This is a genomic window from Streptomyces sp. CBMA29 (assembly GCF_014596445.1).
Taxonomy (GTDB): domain Bacteria; phylum Actinomycetota; class Actinomycetes; order Streptomycetales; family Streptomycetaceae; genus Actinacidiphila.
Window position 1 is genome coordinate 17,653 of the sequence record NZ_MECL01000216.1, and the last position, 17,641, is coordinate 35,293.

Sequence of the window (17,641 nt, forward strand, 5' to 3'; positions counted from 1 at the left end):
GCGGCCCCGCACACGACATTCCGTGTACGGGGCCGCGACGATTAATGGGACCGCTGGTCTCAGGCGATGGCCTTCTTCAACGCGTCGCCGAGGGCATCCGCCTCGTCCGGGGTCAGCTCGACAACAAGCCGCCCGCCGCCCTCAAGCGGAACGCGCATGATGATGCTCCGCCCCTCCTTGGTCACCTCGAGCGGGCCGTCACCCGTCCGCGGCTTCATGGCCGCCATGCTCGTTCCCCTTCCTGAAACCAGCTCGGACTCGAACACATTGGTTCTCGGCCATTATCCCGCATCTATCGACCCGATGACCAACATCGGTCGCACTACGTTCAGCATGGGCCCTCCCCAAAACCGGCCAATTCGGCGAGTAGACAGTGATCGACCGGGTTCCCGAAGGGTATCGGTTCGGTCGGACGTTTGACGTACGTCACATGTCGGGGTGCCGGGAAGTCCGGCATTCTGGCCAGGACCGATGCCGCGACGAAGGGGTTCAGCCATGGCCGACAGCGTTCTGTACGAGGTGAGCGACGGGCTCGCGACCGTCACCTTCAACCGGCCCGAGGCGATGAACGCGCTCGACACGGACACGAAGAACACCCTGCGGGACGCCTTGCGGGAGGCGGCCGACGACACCGCGGTGCGGGCCGTGCTGCTCACCGCGACCGGGCGGGCCTTCTGCGTCGGACAGGACCTCAAGGAGCATCTGGCGACGCTGGCGGCGGGCGGCGGGCTCGCGACGGTGGCCGAGCACTACAACCCGATCGTCACCGCGATCGCGACGATGCCCAAGCCGGTGGTGGCGGGGGTGAACGGGGTCGCCGCGGGCGCCGGGGCCGGGTTCGCCTTCGCCGCGGACTACCGGATCGTGGCGGACACCGCCGCCTTCAACACGTCATTCGCCGGGGTGGCGCTCAGTGCGGACTCGGGTGTGTCGTGGACGCTGCCGCGGCTGGTCGGGCACGGCCGGGCCGCGGATCTCCTGCTCTTTCCGCGCTCGGTGGGGGCCGCGGAGGCGTACGACCTCGGGATCGCCAACCGTGTCGTGCCGGCCGCGGATCTTCCCGCCGAGGCCGTCGCCGTGGCCCGGCGGCTCGCCGAGGGGCCGACCGTCGCCTACGCCGCCATCAAGGCGTCGCTCGCCCACGGGGCCGCGCACTCCCTGCTCTCCACCCTCGCCAAGGAGGACGAGCTCCAGACCCTGGCCGGCGCCGCCGAGGACCACCGCATCGCGGTCAACGCCTTCGTGGCCAAGCAGCCCCCGCGCTACGTGGGGCGCTGACGCGAACGCTCATCGCCGCCGGGGCTGGTCCTCAAACGCCGGACGGGCTGATTTTCCAGCCCGCCCCGCGCTTGAGGACCCCGGGTGGGGGAATCAGCGGGCGGAGCAGTCGGCGAGGTGGTCGTTGACCAGGCCGCAGGCTTGCATCAGGGCGTAGGCGGTGGTGGGGCCGACGAAGCGGAAACCGTGGGATTTGAGCGACTTGGCGAGAGCCACCGACTCGGGGGTGGTGGCGGGGACGTCGGCGAGGCGGCGCGGCGCCGGCCGGGCCGCGGGATCGGGCGCGAAAGACCAGATGAGGGCGTCGAGCCCGCCGTCGTGGCTGTCGCGCAGGACCCGCGCGGCCCGCGCGTTGGCGACGGAGGCGGCGATCTTCGCCCGGTTGCGGATGATCCCGGGATCGAGCAGCAGCCGCGCCTCGTCCTCGGCCGTGAAGCCCGCCACCGCGTCGATCTTGAAGCCGTCGAAAGCGGCCCTGAACCCCTCGCGGCGGCGGAGAATCGTGATCCAGGACAGCCCGGACTGGAACGCCTCCAGGCAGGTCCGCTCGAACAGGGCGTCGTCCCCGTGTACGGGCCGCCCCCACTCGGTGTCGTGGTAGGCCACGTAATCCGGCGCGGACAGCCCCCAGGGGCAGCGTGCGAGTCCGTCGGGCCCGACGACCGTGTCACTCACCGGTGTCGTCCCGCGGCGGCTCGTCCTTGTCCAGGGACGGGGTCCCGGGGGCGCCGTCCCTGGACAAGGACGCGCCGGCCCGCGTCCCGGCCAGCACGGCCTCCAGATCGGCGATCCTGGCGTCCCGCTCGGCGAGTTCCGCCCCGAGCCGGTCCAGCACCTCGTCGACGTCGAGCATGCGGTAGCCGCGTACGGCGATCGGCAGCCGGACGGCGTCGATGTCGGACCTGATGAGCGGGCGGTCGGCGGGCAGCCGGTCGTCGATCCGGTCGGGTTCGGAGTCCCGCAGGGTGCCGCCGTCACCGAGTACGGCCATCGCGACGGCGGCGACCACCGCGACCAGCGCGATGAGCATGAACCAGAACAACTCGATCTCCCGGGGTCCGGCCTACGTGTCAGGCACGATCGTGCCACGATCGCATGAGTCTGAGATGAGGAGCGGCAGTGGCACTTCGGTTGGGGACCCGCGAATTCGGCGAGCGGGAGCCGGTGATCATGGCGATCGTGAACCGTACGCCGGACTCGTTCTACGACCAGGGCGCCACCTTCACCGACGAACCCGCGCTGGAGCGGGTCGCGGGCGCCGTCGCGGAGGGCGCGGCGATCATCGACATCGGCGGGGTGAAGGCGGGCCCCGGCGAGGAGGTCTCGGCGGCGGAGGAGATCCGCCGCACCGTCGCCTTCGTGGCGGAGGTGCGCCGCCGCCACCCGGAGGTGGTGATCAGCGTGGACACCTGGCGGCACGAGGTCGGCGAGGCGGTGTGCGAGGCGGGCGCCGACCTGCTGAACGACGCGTGGGGCGGGGTGGACCCGCGGCTGGCGGAGGTCGCGGCGCGGTACGGCGTGGGGCTGGTGTGCACGCACGCGGGCGGCGCGCAGCCGCGGACCCGGCCGCACCGGGTGGGGTACGAGGACGTGATGGCCGACATCCTGCGGGTGACGGTGGGGCTCGCCGAGCGGGCGGCGGCGCTGGGCGTGCCGCGCGACGGGATTCTGATCGACCCGGGGCACGACTTCGGCAAGAACACCCGGCACTCGCTGGAGGCGACCCGGCGGCTGCCGGAGATGACGGCCACGGGGTGGCCGGTGCTGGTCTCCCTGTCGAACAAGGACTTCGTCGGGGAGACGCTCGACCGGCCGGTCAAGGAGCGGCTGATCGGCACGCTGGCCACCACGGCGGTGTCGGCGTGGCTCGGGGCGCGGGTGTACCGCGTCCACGAGGTCGCCGAGACCCGTCAGGTGCTGGAGATGGTGGCCTCGATCGCGGGCCACCGCCCGCCCGCCGTGGCCCGCAGGGGCCTGGCCTGAAGGCCCGGTCAGGCACGGACGGCACGGACGGCGCTGAACGGCACTGACGGCTTCAGGCGCTCTCCTTCGTCACCCGCGCCACGGCCTCCTCCACGTCGTCCGTGACGTGGAACAGCTCCAGGTCGGCCTCCGACGCCTTGCCGCCCGCGACGAGCGTGGAGCGGATCCAGGAGACCAGGCCGCCCCAGTACTCGGTGCCGAAGAGCACGATCGGAAAGCGGGTGACCTTCTTGGTCTGGACGAGGGTGAGCGCCTCGAAGAGTTCGTCGAGGGTGCCGAAGCCGCCGGGGAGCACGACGAATCCCCGCGCATACTTCACAAACATCGTTTTTCGGACAAAGAAGTAGCGGAAGTTCACGCCGATGTCGACATAGGGATTGAGGCCCTGCTCGAAGGGCAGCTCGATGCCGAGGCCGACCGAGACGCCGCCCGCTTCGAGCGCGCCCTTGTTGGCGGCCTCCATCGCGCCGGGGCCGCCGCCGGTGATGACGGCGAAACCGGCCTCGGTCAAGGCGCGGCCGATCCGTACGCCCGCCGCGTACTCACGGGAGTCCACCGGGGTGCGGGCGGAGCCGAAGACGCTGACGGCGGGGCCGAGTTCGGCCAGGGCGCCGAAGCCCTCGACGAATTCCGACTGGATCCGCATCACACGCCACGGGTCGCCGTGCACCCAGTCCGACTCTCCTCGACTGTCCAGCAACCGCTGATCGGTGGTCCCCGCCTGCACCTGGCCGCGCCGCCGCACGACCGGGCCCGTGTGCCGCTCCGGCCAGCCCCTGCCGGTCAGCACGGTCTCCGCCGCCTCGTTGGCCGCGGCAGCCGCCTCCTGCGCGTCCGGGCTCTGCCCGCCCGCTCCCGTGTGTGAGTCAGTCATACGGGAAGCGTACGCATCAAGGTGCGGCGGACGGCGCCAACGGGACCGCCCGGGGGGCTTCGAGGCGGGCGCTGACCCAGGTGAAGGCCGCGGGGAACATCCCGCCCCAGGTCTTCCAGTTGTGCCCGCCGCGGTCGATCCGCAGCGTGCTGACCGAGGTGGGCGGCCGGACGGCGGCGGTGATCCAGTCGGCGAATTTCGGCGGGCTCTCCGGGTCCTGCCTGCTGGACTCGATGAGTATGTGCACGTCGGGACGGGTGTTCTGGGCCAGCCAGAGCGGTGAGCGGACACCGCGGGCGGACTCGGCCGGATTGTCCGGGGCCATCGCGGCGGCGGCCACGAACCGGTCGGGGTGTTCGAGCGCCAGCCGCACCGCGCAGTAGCCGCCGGTGGATATGCCCATCACGGCCCATCCGCGCGGCGCCGGGAGCGTACGGAAATTGTGCGCGATCGTCTGCGCCACGTCGTCGGTGAGCCAGGTGCCGACCTTGCTCTTGCCCGGCACGTCGGCGCAGCCGGTGTTGGCCCGGTCCGGGGTGATGGTGGGCAGCACGAGTATCGCGGGCTCGGCGCGGCCCGCGGTGATCTCGTCCTGCATGATCTGGCCCAGCCGCATGCCGCGCAGGAAGCTGTGCGGGGTGCCGGGGATGCCGTGCAGGACCTCTATGACGGGGAAGCGGGTGTGCGCGAACTCCTTCTTCTTGTACTGCGGCGGCGTCCAGACGATGACGTCGCCCTTCGTCCCGGACTTCCAGCCGCGCACGGTGGCCTTCTCGAAGCCCTGCGAATACGAGGCGAATTTGACCCGGTAGTCGGGCTTGGCGGGGGTGGGCGTGGCGGTGGGGCCCGCGACGGACTTGCCGCCGCTGTTGGCGTTGCCGAGCAGGTCGTCCCAGGAGGCGTAGAAGCCGTAGTCGTTGTTGACCGTGACCATCACCACGAATATCGCGGTGACCTGACAGAGCACGATCATCCCGACGCGGGCGGCGACCCGTACCGGCCGCGGGCCCCGTACCCGTGGCCAGAGCAGCACCGCGCCCGCCACCGCGGCCACCGCGACGACGAGGAGCAGTACGGCGAACCATCTGCTGGTCAGTCCCACGACACGCCTCTTCCCCCAACCGATCCCTACGGCTCCGATCACACCATGCCGGGAGGGAAGACCGATGGGCACCCCTGTTCGGTTGCTCCGCCTTTCGCCGGATCAGTCGGACGAGTGAGGCGGGGCGGTCGCCGGGGCCGCGGGATCGGGGCCGGTCAGCCGGTCAGCTGGTCAGCCGGTCAGCCGGTCAGCCGGTGAGCCAGCCGCGCAGCCGCTCCTCGGCCTCCAGTACGGCGGCGACCGCGACGTGCTCCTCGCGGGCGTGGGCGAGCTTGGGGTCGCCGGGTCCGTAGTTCACCGCGGGCACGCCGAGCGCGGTGAAGCGGGCCACGTCGGTCCAGGCGTCCTTGGGGGCGGGTTCGGTGCCGATGGCGCGGACGAAGGCGGCGGCGGCCGGGTGCGCGAGGCCGGGCAGCGCGCCCGGCGCGCTGTCGGTGAGCACCACGGTGAAGTCGTCGAAGACCTCCTCGGCGTGCGCGAGCGCCTCGGCCTCACTGCGGTCGGGCGCGAAACGGAAGTTGACGGTCACCGCGCAGGAGTCGGGGATCACATTGCCCGCGTGGCCGCCCTCGACCAGCACCGCGTTCAGCCCCTCGCGGTACTCCAGGCCGTCGATGACGACCCGGCGGGGCTCGTACGCGGCGAGCCGGTCCAGGATCGGCGCGGCCTTGTGGATGGCGTTGTCACCGAGCCAGCTCCGCGCCGAGTGCGCCCGGCGGCCGGTGGTCTCGACCCGGATGCGCAGGGTGCCCTGGCAGCCGCCCTCGACCTTCCCGTCGGTCGGCTCCATCAGCACCGCGAAGTCCCCGGCCAGCCACTCGGGGTGCCGCTCGACCAGCCGCTTGAGTCCGTTGAACTCGGCCGCGATCTCCTCGGCGTCGTAGAAGACGTAGGTCAGGTCGCGGTTGGGCGCGGTCAGCGTCGCCGCCAGCCGCAGCTGCACCGCCACGCCCGCCTTCATGTCCGAGGTGCCGCAGCCCCACAGCAGCCCGTTCCCGTCCAGCCGCGACGGCAGGTTGTCCGCGATCGGCACGGTGTCGATATGGCCCGCGAGCACCACCCGCTCGGCGCGCCCGAGCCGGGTCCGCGCCACCACCGCGTCGCCGTCCCGGTCCACCGCCAGGTGCGGCAGCCCCCGCAGCGCCTCCTCCACCAGATCCGCCAGCGCCTTCTCCTGCTGGCTCACGGACGGTACGTCCACGAGTTGGGCGGTGAGCCGAGCGGCATCCTGGCTGAGGTCGAGTTCGTGAGGCATAGACCCGAGAGTAGGGCCAGACGCAAAGAAACCGGCCTCGCCGGCGTTCGAGGCGGGGGCCCGGCGGAGCGAAGGCCGGAAGGAACGATTCAGCCCGTCCGGCGATCGAGGACGCAGCGGAGGCCCGCACCGTTCGGCGGCTTACGGAGCCCGCGGCCTTCGGTACGCTCGGGCGCGTGCCCAGCTCCCCCCGCAAGAAGCCCGCAGAGCCCAAGCGCCGAGGCCGCAAAGTCGTGGCTGCGGCCGTCGTACTGCTGGGGCTTGCCACCTATGGCCTCTACCGCGCCGCGGAGGAGAACAAAGCGCCGGAAAGCGCGGACTGCACGGTGACGGCGGACGGCGACACGCTGGACATGAGCCCGTCGCAGGCGGCGAACGCGACGACGATCGCCGCGGTGGCCACCTCGCGCGGGCTGCCGGAAAGGGCGCTCACCATAGCCCTGGCCACGGCGTTGCAGGAATCACGGCTGGACAATCTCGATCACGGCGACCGGGATTCGCTCGGCCTGTTCCAGCAGCGACCCTCGCAGGGCTGGGGCACCGCGCAGCAGGTTCAGGACCCGGTGTACTCGACGAACGCCTTCTTCGACGGCCTGGTGAAGATCGAGGGCTATTCGCGGCTGCCGCTGACCGTGGCGGCGCAGCGCGTGCAGAAGAGCGGCTTCCCGCAGGCGTACGCGAAGCACGAGGCGGACGCGACGCTGCTGTCGGCGGCGCTGTACGGCCGCAAGGCGGGCGCGCTGAGCTGCACGACGGGCTCGGACACGCCCTTCAGCGCGGGCGGCAAGCTGGGCAGTACGTCGCAGGTCACGGCCAGGCTGACGCGGGAGTTCGGCAGCCAGCTGAAGCCGGTGGCGGCCGACGAGCCGCGTACGGTCGCGGTGCCCGCCAGGCCCGCGGGCGGCGCGGCGGAGGGCGACGGCACCCGGCGCGGCTGGGAGCTGGCGCAGTGGGCGGTGGCGCACGCGCAGGACCTGAAGGTCGAGCAGGTGACCTTCGGCGGCCAGAAGTGGGCCGCGGCGCAGTCCGGCAAGGGCTGGCAGAAGCAGAAAGCGGGCGGCGCGCAGGGTTCCGCGGCCGTCAAGCCGGACGGATACGTACGGATCACCGTCGCGCAATAGTGCGCGCATTCACCCGGGAGTGCCCGCTCTCGCGGTCAAACGCGGGCTGCGGGAAAACCGCTCGACCGGATGTCGATTCCCTTGCCGCAGCAGGGATGTGACGTTTCATCAAAGTCATATGAGCTGTCCGCTATATCCGATCTGTCGGATTCCTATAATGCGACGCATTGCCAACTCTTTACCTCGAACGGCCGCAACCTTCGGGCTCCTTGAGCGGTAGTCACGACGTCCGCCCGGCGGACGCAACACGTCCCCTCACGGAGCCAACTCCGTAAAAGGAGCACCATGTCCCTCCCCCTGACCCGCCGATTCGCCCAGGCCGCCCTGCTGATCGGCGCCGCCGCCGCGCCGCTGATCGGAGCGGGCGCCGCGCAGGCCGCCGCACTGCCGCCGACGGACCTGGGCGGGCTGAGCAACCTGGACGGCGCCAACGTGGGCAACACGCTGGACAGCGCTTCCCAGCAGGCCACCGGGGTGGCCGGGCAGGCCGGTACCCAGGCGATGAAGACCACGCTCCCGGCCACCGGCCGCATCGTGGGCACCGCGAGCAAGACCGCCGCCCCGGCCGCGCAGAAGACCGCGGGCGACGCCGCCGACTCCGCGGGCCGGATCGTCGGCCAGACCGCCGAGTCCGCCGGTGGCGTCGCCCCGCACACCGAGACGCTGCCGGTCTCCGCGCTCCCCAACACCGGCCAACTGCCGGCCGGCGCGCTGCCCACCACCGACATGCTGCCGCTCAAGGGCCTCCCCCTGGGCTGATCGCAGAACCGCACGACAGCGGGGGCCGGGAGCGACTGCTCCCGGCCCCCGCGCGTGTCTGTCGGGCAGGCGGCCTCACACCAGAAAGGCGGCCCAGCCAGGTGAGCTCAGCGCAGCCGCTCCACGGCCGCCGCCACCCGCTCGTCGACCGCGGTGAAGGCGATCCGGACGAACCGCTCGCCCGTCGGCCCGTAGAACTCGCCGGGCGCCACCAGGATGCCGCGCTTGGCCAGGTCGCCGACGGTGTCCCAGCAGTTCTCCGCGCGGGTCGCCCACAGGTACAGGCTGGCCTCGCTGTGCTCGATCCGGAAACCCGCGCCCTCGAAGGCGGTCCGCAGGGCGGCGCGGCGGCGCGCGTACCGCTCCTTCTGCTCCACCGCGTGCTCGCGGTCGTCGAGCGCGGCGACCATCGCGGCCTGTACGGGCGCGGGCACGATCATCCCGACGTGCTTGCGGACCTCCAGCAGACCGGCGACGACGGACGCGTCACCGGCGAGGAAGGCGCCGCGGTAGCCCGCGAAGTTGGACCGCTTGGACAGCGAGTGGACGGCGATCAGGCCCTCGTGGCTGTCCCCGCACACGTCCGGGTGCAGGACGGAGACCGGCTCCGTACCCTCCCAGCCCAGCTCGACGTAGCACTCGTCGGACACCACGAGCACCCCGTGCTCGCGCGCCCACCCCACGATCCGGCGCAGCTCGGCGGCGGACAGCACACGGCCCGTGGGGTTGGACGGGCTGTTGAGCCAGAGCAGCTTCAGGCCGTCCGGGTCGAGTTCGGTCACCGGGTCGTCGTACGTGACCGGTTCCGCGCGGGCCACCAGCGCGCCGATCTCGTACGTCGGATACGCCAGGCTCGGATACGCGATCCGGTCGCCCGCCTCGATGCCCAGCAGCGTCGGCAGCCAGCCGACCAGTTCCTTGGAGCCGAGCAGCGGCAGGATGTTCGCCGGGTCGGCGCCGCTCACGCCGTGCCAGCGGCTGAGATATCCCGCGGCGGCCTCGCGCAGCGCCCGCGTGCCGTACGTCAGCGGATAGCCGGGGCTGTCGGCGGCGGCGGCCAGCGCGCGCCGGATCACCTCGGGCACCGGGTCCACCGGGGTCCCCACCGACAGGTCGACCACGCCGTCCGGGTGCGCGACGGCCGTCGCCTTGTAGGGCTCCAGGCGGTCCCACGGGAAGACGGGGAGGCGGGCGGAGATGCTCACGTGCTCACTCTCGCTTGTCGGGCGCGTGTCGGGCGGAGTACGCCACAGCCCCGTACGGCATCGCTCCGCGCGCCGTACGGGGCCGGGCGGACCGACCTAGTGGTCCTGGGCCTGCGGGGGCAGCGCCGCGATGAAGGGGTGGTCGCGCTCGATGAGACCGAGCTTGGACGCGCCGCCGGGCGACCCCAGTTCGTCGAAGAACTCCACGTTCGCCTTGTAGTAGTCCTTCCACTCCTCCGGGGTGTCGTCCTCGTAGAAGATCGCCTCGACCGGGCAGACCGGCTCACAGGCGCCGCAGTCGACGCATTCGTCCGGGTGGATGTACAAGGACCTGGAGCCCTCGTAGATACAGTCGACCGGGCACTCTTCGATGCACGCCTTGTCCTTCAGGTCGACACAAGGCTGCGCGATGACGTAGGTCACGCTGTCGTTCCTCCTCGATAGGGCTCATCTCGCGCGGGAGCGCGGCGTCGTCGATGCCCGCACCTAGTATCTCCGTTCCTGAGCACGATCCGAACAGGAGGGGCACGCATGGCAGGGGATTTCTCTTCCGGAGCGCGGCTCGTGATCCGGATTACCCCGTCTGACGTGGGAAAACGCGTATCGGTACGGCAGGTCCTGGAGATCACCGACGGGCATCCTACGTTCACCGATACGGTCGGTGTTCTCGTATCGTGGGATGCGGGAGTGGTGTGCGTCACGCGGAGGTCCGGGGAAACGGTACGCATCGACGAATCGCTCCTCGTCGCGGGGAAGGTGGTGCCGCCCACCCCGCCGTCACGGAGAATGTCGCGTGTGACGTCCGCGTCCCCCGAGGAGCTTGAGGCGTTCGCCTCGCGCGCCTGGCCCGCCACCGAGACCGAGCCGCTGGGCCGGTGGACGCTGCGCGCGGCAATAGGAGGGGCGCGCGAAGCGCATCAGGACAAGGATGGTGGTGGGCGACGGGAGGGCTTCACCCGCCGCGCCAACTCCGTCCTGGTGGACGGCGATCCCGACCGCCCGCTGGACGCCGCGCTCGCGTACGTCGTCGGCTGGTACGGGTCGCGCGGCACGACGCCGTATCTCCAGGTGCCCGACTCCTCGCCCTACGCGGCCGAGTTGAAGCGCCGCGGGTGGGTACGGGAGGCGGACACGCTGGTCAGGGTCGCGCCGCTGGCGCCGCTCACCCGGCTGCCGGGCGCGGACGACGTCACCCTGTCCCGGACGCCCGACGCGGCGTGGCTGGCCGCCTACCACCGCACCGGCTCGCTCGCCGACGCGGCGCTGAAGGTGGTCTCCGGCGGGCCCTCGGTGTGGTTCGCGACCGCGCCCGGCGCGATCGGGCGGGCCGTGATCGACGGGCCGTGGGCGCTGTTCGGCGCGGTCGAGGTGGCGCCCTCGCACCGCCGCAGGGGCCTGGCCACCGCCGTCATGGGCGCGCTCGCCCTGCGCGCCGCCGACGAGGGCGCGAGGAGCGCGTACCTCCAGGTGGAGGCCGACAACGAGGCGGCCCGCGCGCTCTACGACGGGCTCGGCTTCACCGACCACCACGGCTACCACTACCGGCGCCCCTCGGTATGAGCGCGGACGTACGGGAACGGTTCGCGGCGGCGGCGCGCGAGGAACGCCCCGACCTGGCCGAACTGTGCCTGCTCATCGGCGCGGAGGCCGACCCGGCGCTGGACGGCGTCGCGATCGACGCGGCCCAGATCGAGCTGGACCGGCTCGCCGGGATGCTCCCGTACGGCCTGACAACGCCGCTGGAGTGGGCGAACGCCCTGCACCGGCTGCTCGGGGCCCGGCTGGGCTTCCACGGCGAGCCCGGCGACTACCAGAAGCTCTCGTCGTCGCTGCTCCAGCAGGTGCTGCGGCGGCGGCGCGGGCTGCCGATCCTGCTGTCGGCGGTCTGGACGGAGGTCGCCCGGCGGGCCGGCGCGCCGGTGTACGGGGTCGCGCTGCCCGGCCACTACGTCGTCGGCTTCGGCGATCCGGCGGGCGCGTACGTCCTGGTCGATCCCTTCGAGGGCGGCCGGGTGCTGTCGGGGCCCGACGCGGAACTCCTGGTCGCGGGCGCGACCGGCGCCCCGCTGGCGCCCGGCATGCTCACGCCCGCCGATCCGCTGGACACCGTGCACCGCGTCCTGAACAACATCCGCGCCTGGGCGTCCGCCCGCCTCGAACAGGCCCCCGTGGAGCTGTGGACGATCGACCTCGGCCTGCTCCTCCCCCGCCATCCGGCCCGCCTGCGCTACGAGCGCGCCCAACTCCTCGTCCGGCTCGGCGACTTCACCGGCGGCGCCGCGGCCCTCGACGAGTACGCCGAACTGATCGGCGGCTTCGACCCGGAGACCGCGGAGAAGATCCGCCGCAAGGCCCGCGCGGCGCGGGCGCTGCTGAACTGAGCCCGCCGCTCAGAGCCAGCCCTTTTCGCGGGCGATACGGACCGCCTCCGCGCGGTTGCGCGCGCCCGTCTTCTGGATCGCGGTCGACAGGTAGTTGCGGACCGTGCCCTCCGACAGCAGCAGGCAGCGCGCGATCTCGGCGTTGACCGAACCGTCTGCGGCTGCCCGCAGCACATCGCGCTCGCGGGCCGTCAGCGGGTCGGCGCCGTCGGCGAGCGCCGCGGCGGCCAGCGCGGGGTCGATGACGCGCTCGCCACGCAGCACCCGCCGTACGGCGTCGGCCAGTTGGGCCGCCGGCGCGTCCTTGACCAGGAACGCCTCCGCGCCCGATTCCATCGCTCTGCGCAGATAGCCGGGGCGGCCGAAGGTCGTGACGATCACGATTTTGACCTCCGGCAGCTCTTCGCGGAGTTGCGCCGCCGCCTCGATGCCGGTCAGGCCCGGCATCTCGATGTCCAGCAGCGCCACGTCCGGGCGGTGCGTCGTGGCTGCCGCCAGCACCTCGTCGCCGCGGGCCACTTGGGCGACGACCTCGATGTCCTCTTCGAGGCCGAGGAGCGTCGCCAGTGCTTCTCGCACCATCGACTGGTCCTCTGCGAGCAGCACCCGAACGCTTCTCCTCATCCCCCCACCCTAGGGCTCCGCCCTTCCCCCACAACGGTTCCCCTGCCTGGTCGGCAGACCGATCCTTTGAGGGGCGCGGCCCCAGGGCGGTTCTTTTACCGGGGCGGTAGGCCGCGTTTTTAGGGGCGCGGGGAACTGCGCGGCCCGGCCCCACCGGGCTGTCAGCCCGAAAACAAACAGCATCTGCCCCGCTGGGGCCGGTTCTCAGCCGCGCCACCGTGCGGGCTGAGCGCGCAGTTCCCCGCGCCCCTAAAAGATCGGCCCACCGCCCCGGTAATACCGCCTCGGGGCGGGCCCCGTGAGAGGTCGGCGGGCCGAGGGTGTGGGACCCCCCCCCGGAGGGGGCTAGCCGAGGGCTTCGGTGAAGCTGGTGGCGCCCATGGCGGAGGTGACCGTCGCACGGTATTTGGGGCAGGAGCCCAGAGCGGCGGCGTCAAGGTCGGCGGCGGTGCGCGGCTTCTGGTCGGGGTGCTGCTCGATCCAGTTGGCGAGGTCGATGGCGAAGAACGCCTTGGCGCCCGCGGGGGCGCCGGAGTCCTTGATGCGAGGCCCCTCCTTGGCGAGGAAGGCGCAGAAGGTCGGGCCGTCGACCGGATTGGCCCCGCCGGAGCCACCAGTGGCGGAGGCGGACGCGGACACGGAGGCGGCAGGAGCGCTGCCGGAGGCCCTGGCCGACCCCGTGGGGGACGGCTTGGAACCCCCCGAGCCCCCGCCGCAGGCGGCCAGCAGGAGCACAGCGGCCACCGCGACCCCGGCCGTCGGCACCGTACGTCTGATCACACGTCTCGTAGCGGAACGCATCACGTCGACTCCCCCCAAGAAGGCGCCACGGCGGCGCCCGGTGGCCGGACCGTACCGAGCGCGCGGGCACGGCGTCCCACCCCCGGCACGGATGGTTACAGCCCGAGGACCCGGCGGTGACAGCCGGACCCGGACGCGGACCGCCGTATGACATCTGTCATGGGGAAGACACGACTCGCGGCACTGCACGGGCGAGGGGCGGGCGAGCGAAAATCGGTGGCATGAGCGCAATGGGGATGACGACCGCGAACGGGCCGGGGGCCGCCGTCAAGGGCGAGCCCGTGGTCGCCTTCAGCGATGTGAACAAGAGCTTCGGGCCGGTGCGAGCCGTCGCGGAGCTGAGCCTGACGCTGCACCCGGGCGAGACGGTGGCCCTGCTGGGCCCGAACGGCGCGGGGAAGTCGACCGCGCTCGACCTGATGCTGGGGCTGCGGAACGCGGACAGCGGGAGCGTGCGGCTGTTCGGCACGACCCCGGCGCAGGCCATCGCCGCGGGCCGGGTCGGGGCGATGCTCCAGAGCGGCGGCCTGATGGAGGAAGTGACCGTACGGGAGCTGGTGGGCCTGGCGTGCGACCTGCACCCGAAGGCGTACCCGGTGGACGAGGTGCTGGCCGGCGCCGACATCGCCGACATCCGCGACCGCAAGGTCAACAAGCTCTCCGGCGGTCAGGAGCAGCGCGTACGGTTCGCGCTCGCGACGGCCGGGGCGAACGACCTGATCGTGCTGGACGAGCCGACGGTCGGCATGGACGTCAGCGCGCGGCAGGCGTTCTGGGCCACGATGCGCGGCCAGGTGGAGAAGGGCAGGACCGTTCTGTTCGCCACCCACTACCTGGAGGAGGCGGACGCCATCGCGGACCGCGTCCTGGTGCTGCACCGGGGGCGGCTGATCGCCGACGGGACGGCCGCGGAGATCAAGGCGCGGGCGGGCGCCCGCCGGATCACCTTCGACCTGGACGGCACCCCGGACGAGAAGGCGCTGAAAGCGCTGCCGCACATCGTCGGCTTGGACATCACCGGGCCGACCGTCCGCATCCGCTCCGACGACGCGGACGCCACGACGCACGCCGTGTACACGCTCGGCCTGTACCCGCGCAATCTGGAGGTCTCGGGCCTCGGCCTGGAGCAGGCCTTCCTCGCCATCACCGACGCAGCGTCCGCCGAGGAGGCGGAGAACCGATGAAGACCCTGGTCAGACTGGAGATCGTCCGCACCCTGCGGAACCGCAAGTTCATGTTCTTCTCGGTGCTCTACCCGGGCCTGCTCTTCCTGATCATCACGGCGGGCGCCGACAAGTCGAAGAAGATCGAGGGCCTGAATCTCACCCTGGTCGCGTACTACATGGTCGCGATGGCGGCGTTCGGCGCGATGACGGCGGTGCTGATGGGGAACGCCGAGCGGATCGCGAGGGAGCGCGAGAAGGGCTGGGTGCGGCAGTTGCGGCTGACCTCGCTGCCCGGCCGCGGTTACGTCACCGCGAAGATCGCCTCCGCCGCGACCGTCAGCCTGCCGTCGATCCTGATCGTGCTGATCCTCGGCGCGACCGTGAAGAACGTCCGGCTCGACGCCTGGCAGTGGATCGCGATCCTGGCCGCGACCTGGGCGGGCAGCATGGTCTTCGCGGCGCTCGGCGTCGCCATCGGATACGTGGCCACGGCCGACGTCGCCCGCCCGATCTCGATGCTCGCCTACTTCGTCCTGGCGATGCTCGGCGGCCTGTGGGTGCCGATCACCACCTTCCCGCACTGGCTCCAGACGATGGCCGACTATCTGCCGGGACGGCCGTACGCGGCGCTCGGCCAGTCCATCGAGTTCGGCAACGCGCCGCACGCCCGTGACATCGCCGTTCTCGCCTTCTACCTGCTGCTCTTCGCGGGCACGGCCGCCTGGTTGTACCGCAAGGACACGCAGAAGGCGTGACGCGGATGGCGAAGGAGGAGCGGGCGCGGCGGCAGCGGGAACAGGCGCGGGCGCGGGACCGGGCGGAGGAACAGGCGCGGGAGCGGGACCGGCCCTGGCCGTCGTGGCGGCAGGCGGTGGAGGACGCGGACACCACCGCCATGGGCCGCGCCCCCGAGACCCGCGGCCAGGCCCTGGTCAAGCTGATGTGGATCGGCATCTGGCTGCTCTACCTCGGCTCCCCCGTCAGCGACCTGGCCGACGGCCACCACGGTGCCCTGGTCACCGTCGTCGCCGGCTGCGGCCTGCTCGTCTTCGTCGTCTCCTACCTCGCCGTCGTCTTCCTGCGCACCAACACCGCCTACATGCAGGAGCGTTGGGTGTACGGGGTGCTCGCCGCCCAGGTCGCGCTCGCCTTCACGCTGTCCGCGACGCTCGGCAAGGACTGGCTGGTGATGTTCGTCTACGTGGCCGTCGCCTGCGGGGCGTCGCTGCCGGGCACGCAGTCCCGGTGGGCGATTCCCGCGGTCACGGCGGCACTCGCCGGGGTCGGCGCCTGGGTCGACAGCAGCGGCGACCTCTACCCGGCGCTGGTCGTCCCGGCCCTGCTCGGCGGCTTCGCGATGGTGGGCGTGCGGCAACTCGTGCGGACCATGCGGGAGTTGCGCGAGGCGCGGGAGACGGTGGCGCATCTGGCCGCCACCGAGGAGCGGTTGCGGCTCGCCCGTGACCTGCACGACCTGCTCGGGCACTCGCTGTCCCTGATCACGCTCAAGAGCGAACTGGCCGGGCGGATGCTGCCGGACCGGCCGCAGGACGCGGCGCGGCAGGTCGCCGACATCGAGAAGGTCAGCAGGCAGGCGCTGGTCGACGTACGGGAGGCGGTCAGCGGCTACCGCCGCCCGACGCTGGCCGCCGAACTGGCCTCCGCGCGCTCCGCGTTGGCCTCCGCGGGGATCGCCGCGCGCGTCCACCAGCCGGACCGGCTGCCCGGTCTCGCCCCGGACGGCGAGGGCGCCCTGGCCTGGGCGCTGCGCGAGGCGGTGACCAACGTCGTACGCCACAGCGGCGCCCTCACCTGCGTGATCGCCCTGAGCACCAGCGCGGACGGCGCCGCCGCCACCCTCACCGTCTCCGACGACGGCCGCGGCCCCGCTCCCCGCCACACCCCCGGCAACGGCCTCAACGGCCTGACCGAGCGGCTCATTCTGGCCGGCGGCACCCTGCGCACCGCGCCCTCGGGCGACGGCGGCTTCCGCCTGACGGCGACGGTGCCGGTCGGCGCCGACGAGACGAGTCCGACCGGCGTCTGAGAACCCCGGAGAGGGCGGTCTCAGCCCGCCACGTTCGGCAGGGTCACATCGCGCTTGGCGCCCGTCGCGTCCAGCGCGGGCAGCAGGGCGTCCGCGACGTCCTGCGGGGTGACGGCCCTGGTGGAGCCGTCCTTCGCCTTCAGCTTGACGGCGTCGAACGTGCCGCCGTACAGGCCCTTGAGGACCGCGAGGTCGATGTGCGGCTGAAGCGTGCCGTCCGCGTCCGGCACCATCGTCAGAAACTTCGGGATCGACTTCGTCGGCCCGAACTTGATGGACTTCAGGCCCGCCCGGACGACGACGAAGTCGGACATGGCCCGCTTGCCGAACCCGTTGACCGCGGCGTCCAGTTCGGCCTGGGTGACCTTCGGCGGGGTGGTCGTGACCGGCAGCGCGAGGGCCGGATTGGAACCGGTCTCGGCGCGCGTACGGTACGCGGCGGCGACCTTGGCCGCGGCGGCGTTCACATCGAAGGACTGACCGGGCTTGCCGGCCACCGGGACGGCCTTGCCGTCGGCGAAGCGGACCATGCCGTCGGAGCCCGAACCGCTCTGGCCCGCCAGTGACTTGAGCGCGACCCGCAGCTTGTCCTCGTCGACGACTATGACCGGGTCGGCGACGCGGCTGCCGCCGAAGAGCGAACCGACGACGGAGACCGGGTTGTAGTCGGAGTGCGCGACCCCCCGGACCGTCGCGTCGGTGTCGACCGACAGGCCCGCCACCGACGGCTTGAGACTCAACTTGCGGTCGCCGATGGTCAGTTCGAGCGGTGCGGTCTTGCGGTCACCGAGCGCGGTGTCCAGCATCTTGACCGCGTCGCCCTTGTTCTGGTTGCCGATGTCGACGCCCACCACGGTGGTGCCCTTCGGCACGTCGCCGTGGGTCATCAGCAGTCCGGCGCCGTACGCGAGCACCGCGACGGTGCACACCCCGACGCCCAGCAGGGCCACCTTGGAGCGGCCCTTCTTCTTCGCGGGCGGACGCGGCGCGGCGGGCGCCGGCTGCGCCGCGCGCGGCTCGGCGGGGACGGGGGCGGGCACGGGAC

19 protein-coding genes and 1 pseudogene are annotated in these 17,641 nt (G+C 72.2%); 9 read left to right on the top strand and 11 right to left on the bottom strand.

Features of this window, described 5'->3' with window-relative positions; genetic code table 11:
- Positions 1-59 precede the first annotated feature (59 nt).
- Positions 60-227 carry a DUF3117 domain-containing protein gene (locus BGM09_RS29005; protein ID WP_069464762.1) on the bottom strand — a complete coding sequence of 56 codons (168 nt, stop codon included), beginning with the start codon at positions 225-227 and terminating at the stop codon, positions 60-62.
- Positions 228-495: 268 nt separating this feature from the next.
- Here BGM09_RS29005 and BGM09_RS29010 point away from each other — a divergent pair, with 268 nt between their 5' ends.
- Positions 496-1,278, top strand: coding sequence for an enoyl-CoA hydratase/isomerase family protein (locus tag BGM09_RS29010; protein WP_188284679.1), 783 nt, complete (start codon positions 496-498; stop codon positions 1,276-1,278).
- 93 nt (positions 1,279-1,371) lie between these two features.
- Here BGM09_RS29010 and BGM09_RS29015 read toward each other — a convergent pair whose 3' ends face one another.
- Together BGM09_RS29015 and BGM09_RS29020 are read right to left on the bottom strand one after the other, a co-directional pair.
- Positions 1,372-1,953 (bottom strand): DNA-3-methyladenine glycosylase I, encoded by a 582-nt coding sequence (locus BGM09_RS29015; protein ID WP_188284680.1) that lies wholly within the window; start codon positions 1,951-1,953, stop codon positions 1,372-1,374.
- Complete coding sequence (locus BGM09_RS29020) at positions 1,946-2,320, bottom strand: DivIVA domain-containing protein (protein WP_188284681.1); 375 nt, start codon at positions 2,318-2,320, stop codon at positions 1,946-1,948. The genes BGM09_RS29015 and BGM09_RS29020 overlap by 8 nt, the downstream gene beginning before the upstream one ends.
- A gap of 128 nt (positions 2,321-2,448) precedes the next feature.
- On the opposite strand from BGM09_RS29020, the gene folP reads away from it, so the two are divergent.
- Complete coding sequence (folP, locus tag BGM09_RS29025; RefSeq protein ID WP_188284697.1) at positions 2,449-3,261, top strand: dihydropteroate synthase; 813 nt, start codon at positions 2,449-2,451, stop codon at positions 3,259-3,261.
- A gap of 52 nt (positions 3,262-3,313) precedes the next feature.
- Here folP and BGM09_RS29030 read toward each other — a convergent pair whose 3' ends face one another.
- From BGM09_RS29030 to dapE, 3 genes are all read right to left on the bottom strand, one after another.
- On the bottom strand, positions 3,314-4,135 hold the full coding sequence (locus tag BGM09_RS29030) for a TIGR00730 family Rossman fold protein (protein WP_188284682.1): 822 nt from the start codon (positions 4,133-4,135) through the stop codon (positions 3,314-3,316).
- Positions 4,136-4,151: 16 nt separating this feature from the next.
- Positions 4,152-5,237: an alpha/beta hydrolase gene (locus BGM09_RS29035; RefSeq protein ID WP_188284683.1), complete on the bottom strand. Its 1,086-nt coding sequence runs from the start codon at positions 5,235-5,237 to the stop codon at positions 4,152-4,154.
- A gap of 187 nt (positions 5,238-5,424) precedes the next feature.
- Positions 5,425-6,492, bottom strand: a complete 1,068-nt coding sequence (gene dapE, locus BGM09_RS29040) for a succinyl-diaminopimelate desuccinylase (protein WP_188284684.1) — start codon at positions 6,490-6,492, stop codon at positions 5,425-5,427.
- A 176-nt stretch (positions 6,493-6,668) separates the two neighbouring features.
- On the opposite strand from dapE, the gene BGM09_RS29045 reads away from it, so the two are divergent.
- Entirely contained in the window at positions 6,669-7,613 is a 945-nt protein-coding gene (locus BGM09_RS29045) for a heavy metal transporter (RefSeq protein WP_188284685.1), read from the top strand.
- A gap of 285 nt (positions 7,614-7,898) precedes the next feature.
- Positions 7,899-8,372 (top strand): ATP-binding protein, encoded by a 474-nt coding sequence (locus BGM09_RS29050; protein WP_188284686.1) that lies wholly within the window; start codon positions 7,899-7,901, stop codon positions 8,370-8,372.
- Between the two features lie 107 nt (positions 8,373-8,479).
- On the opposite strand, the gene dapC is transcribed toward BGM09_RS29050, so the two are convergent.
- A complete protein-coding gene (dapC, locus tag BGM09_RS29055; protein ID WP_188284687.1) occupies positions 8,480-9,577 on the bottom strand; it encodes a succinyldiaminopimelate transaminase in 1,098 nt (365 codons plus the stop codon).
- A 96-nt stretch (positions 9,578-9,673) separates the two neighbouring features.
- On the bottom strand, positions 9,674-10,000 hold the full coding sequence (gene fdxA / locus BGM09_RS29060) for a ferredoxin (protein ID WP_188284688.1): 327 nt from the start codon (positions 9,998-10,000) through the stop codon (positions 9,674-9,676).
- A 372-nt stretch (positions 10,001-10,372) separates the two neighbouring features.
- On the opposite strand from fdxA, the gene BGM09_RS29065 reads away from it, so the two are divergent.
- Together BGM09_RS29065 and BGM09_RS29070 are read left to right on the top strand one after the other, a co-directional pair.
- Positions 10,373-11,137, top strand: coding sequence for a GNAT family N-acetyltransferase (locus tag BGM09_RS29065; RefSeq protein WP_317452938.1), 765 nt, complete (start codon positions 10,373-10,375; stop codon positions 11,135-11,137).
- Positions 11,134-11,958, top strand: coding sequence for a transglutaminase-like domain-containing protein (locus tag BGM09_RS29070; protein WP_188284690.1), 825 nt, complete (start codon positions 11,134-11,136; stop codon positions 11,956-11,958). The genes BGM09_RS29065 and BGM09_RS29070 overlap by 4 nt, the downstream gene beginning before the upstream one ends.
- A 9-nt stretch (positions 11,959-11,967) precedes the next feature.
- Here the strand turns inward: BGM09_RS29070 and BGM09_RS29075 are convergent, their stop codons facing one another.
- A complete protein-coding gene (locus BGM09_RS29075) occupies positions 11,968-12,582 on the bottom strand; it encodes a response regulator transcription factor (RefSeq protein WP_188284691.1) in 615 nt (204 codons plus the stop codon).
- A 345-nt stretch (positions 12,583-12,927) separates the two neighbouring features.
- Positions 12,928-13,362 (bottom strand): hypothetical protein, encoded by a 435-nt coding sequence (locus BGM09_RS29080; protein WP_188284692.1) that lies wholly within the window; start codon positions 13,360-13,362, stop codon positions 12,928-12,930.
- Positions 13,363-13,613: 251 nt separating this feature from the next.
- On the opposite strand from BGM09_RS29080, the gene BGM09_RS29085 reads away from it, so the two are divergent.
- The 3 genes from BGM09_RS29085 to BGM09_RS29095 all read left to right on the top strand — a co-directional run bounded on the left by BGM09_RS29085 (position 13,614) and on the right by BGM09_RS29095 (position 16,596).
- Positions 13,614-14,567, top strand: coding sequence for an ABC transporter ATP-binding protein (locus tag BGM09_RS29085; protein ID WP_223187760.1), 954 nt, complete (start codon positions 13,614-13,616; stop codon positions 14,565-14,567).
- Positions 14,564-15,304: an ABC transporter permease gene (locus BGM09_RS29090; protein WP_188284694.1), complete on the top strand. Its 741-nt coding sequence runs from the start codon at positions 14,564-14,566 to the stop codon at positions 15,302-15,304. The genes BGM09_RS29085 and BGM09_RS29090 overlap by 4 nt, the downstream gene beginning before the upstream one ends.
- A gap of 140 nt (positions 15,305-15,444) precedes the next feature.
- Positions 15,445-16,596, top strand: a complete 1,152-nt coding sequence (locus BGM09_RS29095) for a sensor histidine kinase (protein WP_188284698.1) — start codon at positions 15,445-15,447, stop codon at positions 16,594-16,596.
- A 20-nt stretch (positions 16,597-16,616) separates the two neighbouring features.
- Here BGM09_RS29095 and BGM09_RS29100 read toward each other — a convergent pair.
- Positions 16,617-17,641, bottom strand: a pseudogene (locus BGM09_RS29100) (hypothetical protein); the annotation flags it as partial.

Excerpts from the sequence above, each read along its gene's own strand:
- BGM09_RS29005 (WP_069464762.1), bottom strand. The coding sequence starts at position 227 with ATGGCGGCCATGAAGCCGCGGACGGGTGACGGCCCGCTCGAGGTGACC.
- BGM09_RS29010 (WP_188284679.1), top strand. The coding sequence starts at position 496 with ATGGCCGACAGCGTTCTGTACGAGGTGAGCGACGGGCTCGCGACCGTC.
- folP (WP_188284697.1), top strand. The coding sequence starts at position 2,449 with ATGGCGATCGTGAACCGTACGCCGGACTCGTTCTACGACCAGGGCGCC.
- BGM09_RS29030 (WP_188284682.1), bottom strand. The coding sequence starts at position 4,135 with ATGACTGACTCACACACGGGAGCGGGCGGGCAGAGCCCGGACGCGCAG.
- dapE (WP_188284684.1), bottom strand. The coding sequence starts at position 6,492 with ATGCCTCACGAACTCGACCTCAGCCAGGATGCCGCTCGGCTCACCGCC.
- BGM09_RS29050 (WP_188284686.1), top strand. The coding sequence starts at position 7,899 with ATGTCCCTCCCCCTGACCCGCCGATTCGCCCAGGCCGCCCTGCTGATC.
- BGM09_RS29070 (WP_188284690.1), top strand. The coding sequence starts at position 11,134 with ATGAGCGCGGACGTACGGGAACGGTTCGCGGCGGCGGCGCGCGAGGAA.
- BGM09_RS29075 (WP_188284691.1), bottom strand. The coding sequence starts at position 12,582 with ATGAGGAGAAGCGTTCGGGTGCTGCTCGCAGAGGACCAGTCGATGGTG.
- BGM09_RS29085 (WP_223187760.1), top strand. The coding sequence starts at position 13,614 with ATGGGGATGACGACCGCGAACGGGCCGGGGGCCGCCGTCAAGGGCGAG.
- BGM09_RS29090 (WP_188284694.1), top strand. The coding sequence starts at position 14,564 with ATGAAGACCCTGGTCAGACTGGAGATCGTCCGCACCCTGCGGAACCGC.
- BGM09_RS29095 (WP_188284698.1), top strand. The coding sequence starts at position 15,445 with ATGGGCCGCGCCCCCGAGACCCGCGGCCAGGCCCTGGTCAAGCTGATG.